The sequence below is a fragment of the Alphaproteobacteria bacterium genome (assembly GCA_026400645.1).
In the GTDB taxonomy this organism is placed as follows: Bacteria; Pseudomonadota; Alphaproteobacteria; order Paracaedibacterales; family CAIULA01; genus JAPLOP01.
The window spans coordinates 1-6,399 of the sequence record JAPLOP010000038.1; the positions used below are offsets into that span (position 1 = coordinate 1).

Annotated in this window: 9 protein-coding genes; 2 read left to right on the top strand and 7 right to left on the bottom strand. The window is 43.4% G+C overall.

Annotation, left to right across the window (positions count from 1 at the left end):
- Positions 1-215: 215 nt before the first annotated feature.
- Positions 216-1,184: a DMT family transporter gene (locus NTX76_06335; protein MCX7338876.1), complete on the top strand. Its 969-nt coding sequence runs from the start codon at positions 216-218 to the stop codon at positions 1,182-1,184.
- On the opposite strand, the gene NTX76_06340 is transcribed toward NTX76_06335, so the two are convergent.
- Positions 1,181-1,690 (bottom strand): hypothetical protein, encoded by a 510-nt coding sequence (locus NTX76_06340; protein ID MCX7338877.1) that lies wholly within the window; start codon positions 1,688-1,690, stop codon positions 1,181-1,183. The genes NTX76_06335 and NTX76_06340 overlap by 4 nt on opposite strands.
- Positions 1,691-1,813: 123 nt before the next feature.
- Between NTX76_06340 and NTX76_06345 the strand changes: the two genes are divergently transcribed.
- Positions 1,814-2,464 carry a hypothetical protein gene (locus tag NTX76_06345; protein ID MCX7338878.1) on the top strand — a complete coding sequence of 217 codons (651 nt, stop codon included), beginning with the start codon at positions 1,814-1,816 and terminating at the stop codon, positions 2,462-2,464.
- Between the two features lie 212 nt (positions 2,465-2,676).
- Here the strand turns inward: NTX76_06345 and NTX76_06350 are convergent, their stop codons facing one another.
- From NTX76_06350 to NTX76_06375, 6 genes are all read right to left on the bottom strand, one after another.
- Positions 2,677-3,663, bottom strand: a complete 987-nt coding sequence (locus NTX76_06350) for an ankyrin repeat domain-containing protein (GenBank protein MCX7338879.1) — start codon at positions 3,661-3,663, stop codon at positions 2,677-2,679.
- 150 nt (positions 3,664-3,813) lie between these two features.
- Positions 3,814-4,167 (bottom strand): hypothetical protein, encoded by a 354-nt coding sequence (locus tag NTX76_06355; GenBank protein ID MCX7338880.1) that lies wholly within the window; start codon positions 4,165-4,167, stop codon positions 3,814-3,816.
- Positions 4,168-4,218: 51 nt separating this feature from the next.
- Positions 4,219-4,359, bottom strand: a complete 141-nt coding sequence (locus NTX76_06360; GenBank protein ID MCX7338881.1) for a hypothetical protein — start codon at positions 4,357-4,359, stop codon at positions 4,219-4,221.
- Between the two features lie 2 nt (positions 4,360-4,361).
- Positions 4,362-4,751 (bottom strand): hypothetical protein, encoded by a 390-nt coding sequence (locus tag NTX76_06365; GenBank protein ID MCX7338882.1) that lies wholly within the window; start codon positions 4,749-4,751, stop codon positions 4,362-4,364.
- Positions 4,744-5,148, bottom strand: coding sequence for a hypothetical protein (locus NTX76_06370; GenBank protein MCX7338883.1), 405 nt, complete (start codon positions 5,146-5,148; stop codon positions 4,744-4,746). The genes NTX76_06365 and NTX76_06370 overlap by 8 nt, the downstream gene beginning before the upstream one ends.
- 157 nt (positions 5,149-5,305) lie before the next feature.
- Positions 5,306-6,235, bottom strand: a complete 930-nt coding sequence (locus NTX76_06375; protein ID MCX7338884.1) for an ankyrin repeat domain-containing protein — start codon at positions 6,233-6,235, stop codon at positions 5,306-5,308.
- Positions 6,236-6,399 lie beyond the last annotated feature (164 nt).

Consider the following 6,399-nt stretch of genomic DNA (forward strand, 5'->3'; position numbering starts at 1 on the left):
GAAACGTTTAAAAAATTCTCAGAAGCTATTTTTAATTTTATGTCAAATACGATACCAAGTATAGTCGACATGTTGGTTGATCGAATTACTGACAATTTTCAGATCATCATCCCTGGAAAATGATCTGGAAGGGGTATATAGTTTTACCTCGACACTCTTCCATTGAATGTGTACAGTTTCTTTTATGTAATTTAATTGGTACGCACTTTAACTATATGCCCCACAATATGACGCCGACCCTAACAAGAAACTCCTCAATCATTGAACGATTCGCCGCCGCCGCGCTGTCGATTCCCCTGTTGCGCTGGTTCGTTTGCAAGGGATACGCCCAGGGAGTATTTTGGGCCATAATGATTTCCGTTGTCAGCGTCACAAATGATGTCTTGATGAAATTCTTAGGGGAACGCCTACACCCTGTGGAGATTTCATTTTTCCGTTTTCTGTTCAGCATGATATCCATCCTTCCCTTTATGGTTCACAAAGGGGCGACCCTGTTCAAAACCAAGCAACCCATGATGCACCTTGGGCGTGCCGTTTTGGGTGCTGGCGCCTTGGGCCTATGCTGTTATTCGGTCAACATCATGCCCCTTTCCGAAAATACAACGATCATGTTCACGGAACCGCTGTTTTTCTTGCCCTTGGCTTATTTATTGCTCCATGAAAAAGTCGACCGCTCTCGTTGGATTGCAACCCTTGTGGGATTTGTTGGGTTGATGGTTATCCTTCGTCCCGGAACGGATGCCTTTAATATCATTGCCTTTGTTCCTATAACGGCCGCAATCTTGTTTGCGTTCCTGAACGTTATGGCAAAAAAAATGATCAGCGATGAACATTCGTATACCCTGTTATTTTATTTTGGCCTGGGCACCACCTTGTTGGCGGCAATCCCCCTCCCCTTCTTTTGGCAGGCACCAACACTGGGCGAGCTTTCGTTGTTGTTCGTGCTTGGCATTGGGGGCAACATGATTCAGGTTTGCCTGTTCAGGGCCTTTTCCGCAACCGATGCATCAGCCCTGGCACCCTTTCGATATGTCGAATTTATCATCTCAGCCATTTTTGGATTTATCCTGTTTCATCAAATTCCAACGGTCTGGATTTTTGCTGGTGCGGGCCTAATTACCGTCAGCACATTTTATATTACCGTTGTTGAAACACGCAAAGAAAAAGCCAGGTCGAAATCTTAAATCTCCTCCAGTTCCAATCGCCATCCCGATTTAATGCCCCATTCGTTAGTCATCAGTCTATATGTAACCATCCGCATCGCTAACCACGGCCGATAACTGACGTAATAAATTTTTTGACGATCCAAAAGGCGAACCTGCTGCTGATCAATCGACACCACCGGAATCATCTGCTGGTCGACATCCACAACCGCGACCGATCCCTCGATTGGCGCCCGATCCAACAACACAACGCTGTTCGCTGGATCTGGCATCACCTTTTGCCACAGCCGCTGAATACAGCCCACGGTGATTTCGATCCCGGGGTAAAGCCCCTCGGTCGCCATGACCGTTTTGTCATCACACGAAATCACCGACCGGTATTTATGAACTGGGCTCCCGACCATCACCAACTCCCCATTCACCGTCCGTTTTAACGACCCATTTGAAATCGGCATCAACTCCTGAGTACACCCACGCGCCGATAATGGCGGCAATCCTCCTGCACTTAAGATTAATTCTGTCTCCATTTTACTTTCCTTTTTAATTAAATTATTGATGAAATTATTTTAACGATTTATTAACTTTTTCCGACTCATACTGGCTATACAAGGCCGGCAATCCACCACCATTTGTCATAAGAAAGAATAACCATGAATGCTTTTTTAAAATCCATCCTCCTTTCATTTATATTGTGCACAATTGGATATGCAGCAAGTGATAGAATGGATTTCGGAAACGAACATAGGGAAAGAGATACCTTATTAACCGAAAAGAATCACAGACAAGCTGAAAAACAGTTTGAGCTCATGGCGTGCGCATTCAGATCAAGATGTTTACCAAATGAAATAACGGGGGAAATCCCCGATAAAATGCTCCTAGATGCATTCAATTCAGAAACAAACCGCATCATTCCCTCTTCCGATCAAAAGATCGGGGACTTTATAAAAACTGGTTTTGATTTTATAAAAAGCAAGGATTATGAAAGAGCACTAAAAAATCTTGAGAATGCAGCAAATTTGCTCGAACAAAAAGCGAGCCAAGCAAATGATTCAAAATATTATTTGCGCGCCGGCAATTATTATGCCTTTTGTGCGGCAATTTCTCGGTTTGAAACATCCGATAACTATGCTGGCCGTGCATACAAGGAAAAGGGAATCGAACTACACGAAAGATCCAGCATACTAGAATACAGGAACAATGAAAACAAACGCCTGGAGCTTTTCGAGCAATTCGGCTTAACAGAGGACGGCGCATTCAGCACCGCTGCATTGTCATTGTGGGATTTTTGGTACAATCGTTAGACTCGATTAATATCTTTTTAACCAACCTGAGCTCGACGTAATAATACCATTTTCAATAAATCTTCATGAGTTCAGGATGATTCCTGGATTGCTCAATGGGCTTCACCCTCATCGCAATGACGTAGTCATGGCGAGCCGACGAAGGCGGCGTGGCCATCCAGGAAACTCACTAATTATTTTTGAAAATGGCATTACGTCGAGTTGAAGTTTTTCTACTGTTGCCTTGCCATCGCACCATGCTGTACTAAAATTTCTATCATCTCTGCATTGTTACGATTTTCAGCAATCTGGAGCGGAGTCAACCCCTTGGAATCCAACAAATTAACATTTGCACCATGTTGCACCAATACTTTCGCCACCCCTGTGTGATTTCTGTGCAAAGCATAATGAAGATCCGTACCTCCCCCCATGATAATGGTATCAACGAGTGCACCATGCGTTAATAACATTTCCGCAATATCGGGACAATTGAAATCCACACTAATATGAAGCGCCGTAAATTTAATGCCACGATGACATCCTTCCGCATTGGCATTAGCGCCCCTTTCCAACAAAAAATTAATCATGGACGCATCACGACCAGCCGTCGCGTGATGAAGAGGCGTTAACCCATTACCATCAGCCAGATCAATCTTTGCGCCCTTTCTCAACAAAAGTTCTGCTCCCTCTTGATTATTGGTCATCACAGCCACAGACAAAACAGTACTACCGTATCCAATGGAATTGGCCAGTGCATCCTTCTTCTTTAACAATACTTCCATCACTTTTGTATGGCCGCGAAGCGCTGCAAAATGGATGGCCGGACTACCAAGGGAGCCGGTTTGCTCAATAACAGTAGGATCATAGTTCAACAAATTCTCAACGAAACTTTCATTCCCATTTAGCGCAACCCAATCAAGTGCCGTCAATTCACCCAAATTTCCCCCTCCGTCAACTGGTGTAACGTGGCATTGCAATAAAGAATTCAGACCAACAGAATCACCATCGGCCGCACTTTTATAAAAATTTTCAAATTCCGAAACAGGAATCTCCTTGTTTGCATTGACATTTCTCACCTTCATAGGTTTGGGCAGGGGACCATACACATCCATATCCGCACAAAATGCCGGCACTGCGCCCAAACTTGTAATCAAGCCGAACAAAGCTGCACTCAATACATATTGTTGAAAAATTTTTCTTGCATTTTTCCGATTATTCATTCTAATATCCATTTAGTAAGTTGGCTTACTGCTATTATGGGATTTTTTTACATTATGTTGCAATGTTTTTTTAAGCACATGGCAGCAAACCTACTTTCCAAACCTTTTCCGATCGCCCTCTCTCTAATTTTAATAATAACCTTGTGCAGATTAGAATTCCAAATCATCAGGCTTGATTGTTAACAACACATCCTTAACAATATCTGGAATCTCATACATACTCACCTTAGTATTATGAGCCATCACATCAAAAAACAAGAAATCCTTTTTGGCAGAGCTCCTAGATCCAGCTGTTATTATTTCCTGCTTCTCTTCCCATAGCTGAAATACTTCCGCGGTAAAATCAACTTTTTCTATGACACACGCCCCGATCTTTTCAAAAAATTTCCTTATCGGTTTGGGCACAAAATTTCCAATATCATCGGAAGCATGACAATCACCGACCATCAACAGAATACCAGACAAAAAAGCAACCTTTATTATAAACTTATATTTAATTTTCATTATACAATACCTTTCTAATTAAATAATCAATACCCCCCTATCCTCACCCGCTCACTCCGCCCAACGCGGCATATCATGGATTCGCCCCCGCACACTTTCACGCGCGTATTCCGTCAACAGGGATTCAATCTGATCCCGCCACACCTCATCGTCTGCCCCGACACCCTTGTCATTATCAACAGTCTCTTCCATTTTCACCCCCGAATTAATACATCATAAAATTGCTGCACACTGCGCGGACTGTTGGTCTGCGGAAAATCAATAACGCTACCAGACAGTTTAACGACCGCGACCATCCCGTCCTCCACAGCCAGCGATTTTCCATCTATGGCTAAACGAACCTCCTCGGCCACGCCCAACGATTCCCTGCCGGATGTATGTTTACCCACAATGGATGCCTTTATCTTAAGTCTGGCATGCGCCGCATTCCCGCCCAACCGCATTGCGGTCCAAATTTCCTCCAGCTCCAGCACAATCATCGGAAATGACGCCCCAGATGGAATGGCGAAATGAATACTTTTCCCGGCCCCCTTTGTGCCAGACAAAGCCTGGCGCATCGCCACTAAAACCCCATAATCAGCCATACAAACACCCTTTTCCTTGGTCAACAGCAACACCCGAAAGCCACGCTCCACTTTCATCCAGCCGAAGCGGCATCGGAATATCTAAAATTTTATATTTCCAGCGTAGCGCGTTTATTTCTGCGTGTCGAGCATCGCTGCCATACAAATTTCGCATAACCAAGAAATAATGATTCCCTTCTTGTTCCGCCAATATAGACTCCAACCCCGCCCCCTTTCTGGACGCAGCCCCCGACGGAAAGCCACTGGGGTAACATGGCTTTACCCGCGCCCAAACCGATGTGACCTCCTCAAATTTTTCCTCTAACCCTCCGTCATCTTTTTCGATCCTCCTTTTTCTTAATAATATCACCCGTTCTTTCAATTTATTTGCTGAGTTAATTTTTTCAACAATACTCATATGGTATTCCTTTAATATAAAGTTTATGATTTTTGGACAAAAAAATACCCCGTGTCCGATGATGAATCGAAAACACGGGGCAATCAGAGAGAGACTCTCTTACAGGATAGAAGTTAAAAGTACAGCCTACTCACAACCCACAGCACATTTCCAATGGCTATTCCGCCACAAAGGAAGCATGCGATGTCAATATGTTTAACATATCCGCATTCCCGCTTTTGCGAGCCATTACAAGTGTCGTAGACAATGGAACATCATCGAGCATTCGTTTATTCATATCGGCACCCTTATCCAACAGAAGTTTTGCCACCTCCTTAAAGCCTTTTTTCACAGCAGAACAGAGGGGAAAAAGCATAAAAACTTCACCAGAATCTATTTTTTTGACGCTCGGTTTATTGGCATCCGCCCCATGTTTTAACAAAATCTCCACTGCTTCAATATGATTACGATCAACAACCAAAGAAAGGACCGTACAATTAAAAATAACCTGATCAACCATCGCCCCATGATTTAACAGAATCTCCATGACAGATGCGTGATTTTTTATCGAGGCAAGAATAAGAGGGGTCGCCCCACTATGGCCCGGTTTATCAACCGTTGCCCTATACTTCAACAAAATTTCCACAAGAGGAAGATAATTACGATGCGCTGCCAAAGCTAGACATGTTACTCCGTCCGGAGGTGTAAATTGATCAGGATTTGCACCATGTTTCAATAAAATTTCCGCACAATCCAGATTATTTTTGAATACAGATACCTGAAGAGCCGTAACCCCACCAGGTAAATCTTGACCAATAATATCAGCATCGCTATGACCCAATAGTCTGTCCAAAAATACCGCGTCCCCATTGCGTGAAGCCACATGAAGGGCTGTAAAATTAATACCATTTTCCGTGTCAGCACGAAATTGCAACAACACATCTATGATACTGTCATCGCCATTTTTCGCGGTTTCATACATCTTCAAATAGTCTTCCCCTGAAATCTCCACTTTTGTATTGATATTTCTTGCCTTTAAAAATAAAGGATACTCAGAATCAGGCTCTCCGATTTGGGCACAACATACTGACGACGCAGATAAAGACATAACCAAACCTGACAATAATATGATCTGTGCGGCGACAACTAGAATTCCCTTCTAACGACAACTAGAATTCCCTCTTTTTACGGGCATTAAAATAGCCTTAAGAACCAGTTAAAGTGACGTTTTTAAGCGTTGATGAAAACTGGAGCAAAAAGGTTTGACCGTTA

Coding starts and splice junctions, on each gene's coding strand:
- NTX76_06340 (MCX7338877.1), bottom strand. CDS start 1,690: ATGGAGACAGAATTAATCTTAAGTGCAGGAGGATTGCCGCCATTATCG.
- NTX76_06350 (MCX7338879.1), bottom strand. CDS start 3,663: ATGAATAATCGGAAAAATGCAAGAAAAATTTTTCAACAATATGTATTG.
- NTX76_06360 (MCX7338881.1), bottom strand. CDS start 4,359: ATGGAAGAGACTGTTGATAATGACAAGGGTGTCGGGGCAGACGATGAG.
- NTX76_06365 (MCX7338882.1), bottom strand. CDS start 4,751: ATGGCTGATTATGGGGTTTTAGTGGCGATGCGCCAGGCTTTGTCTGGC.
- NTX76_06375 (MCX7338884.1), bottom strand. CDS start 6,235: ATGTCTTTATCTGCGTCGTCAGTATGTTGTGCCCAAATCGGAGAGCCT.
- NTX76_06355 (MCX7338880.1), bottom strand. CDS start 4,167: ATGAAAATTAAATATAAGTTTATAATAAAGGTTGCTTTTTTGTCTGGT.
- NTX76_06370 (MCX7338883.1), bottom strand. CDS start 5,148: ATGAGTATTGTTGAAAAAATTAACTCAGCAAATAAATTGAAAGAACGG.
- NTX76_06345 (MCX7338878.1), top strand. CDS start 1,814: ATGAATGCTTTTTTAAAATCCATCCTCCTTTCATTTATATTGTGCACA.
- NTX76_06335 (MCX7338876.1), top strand. CDS start 216: ATGCCCCACAATATGACGCCGACCCTAACAAGAAACTCCTCAATCATT.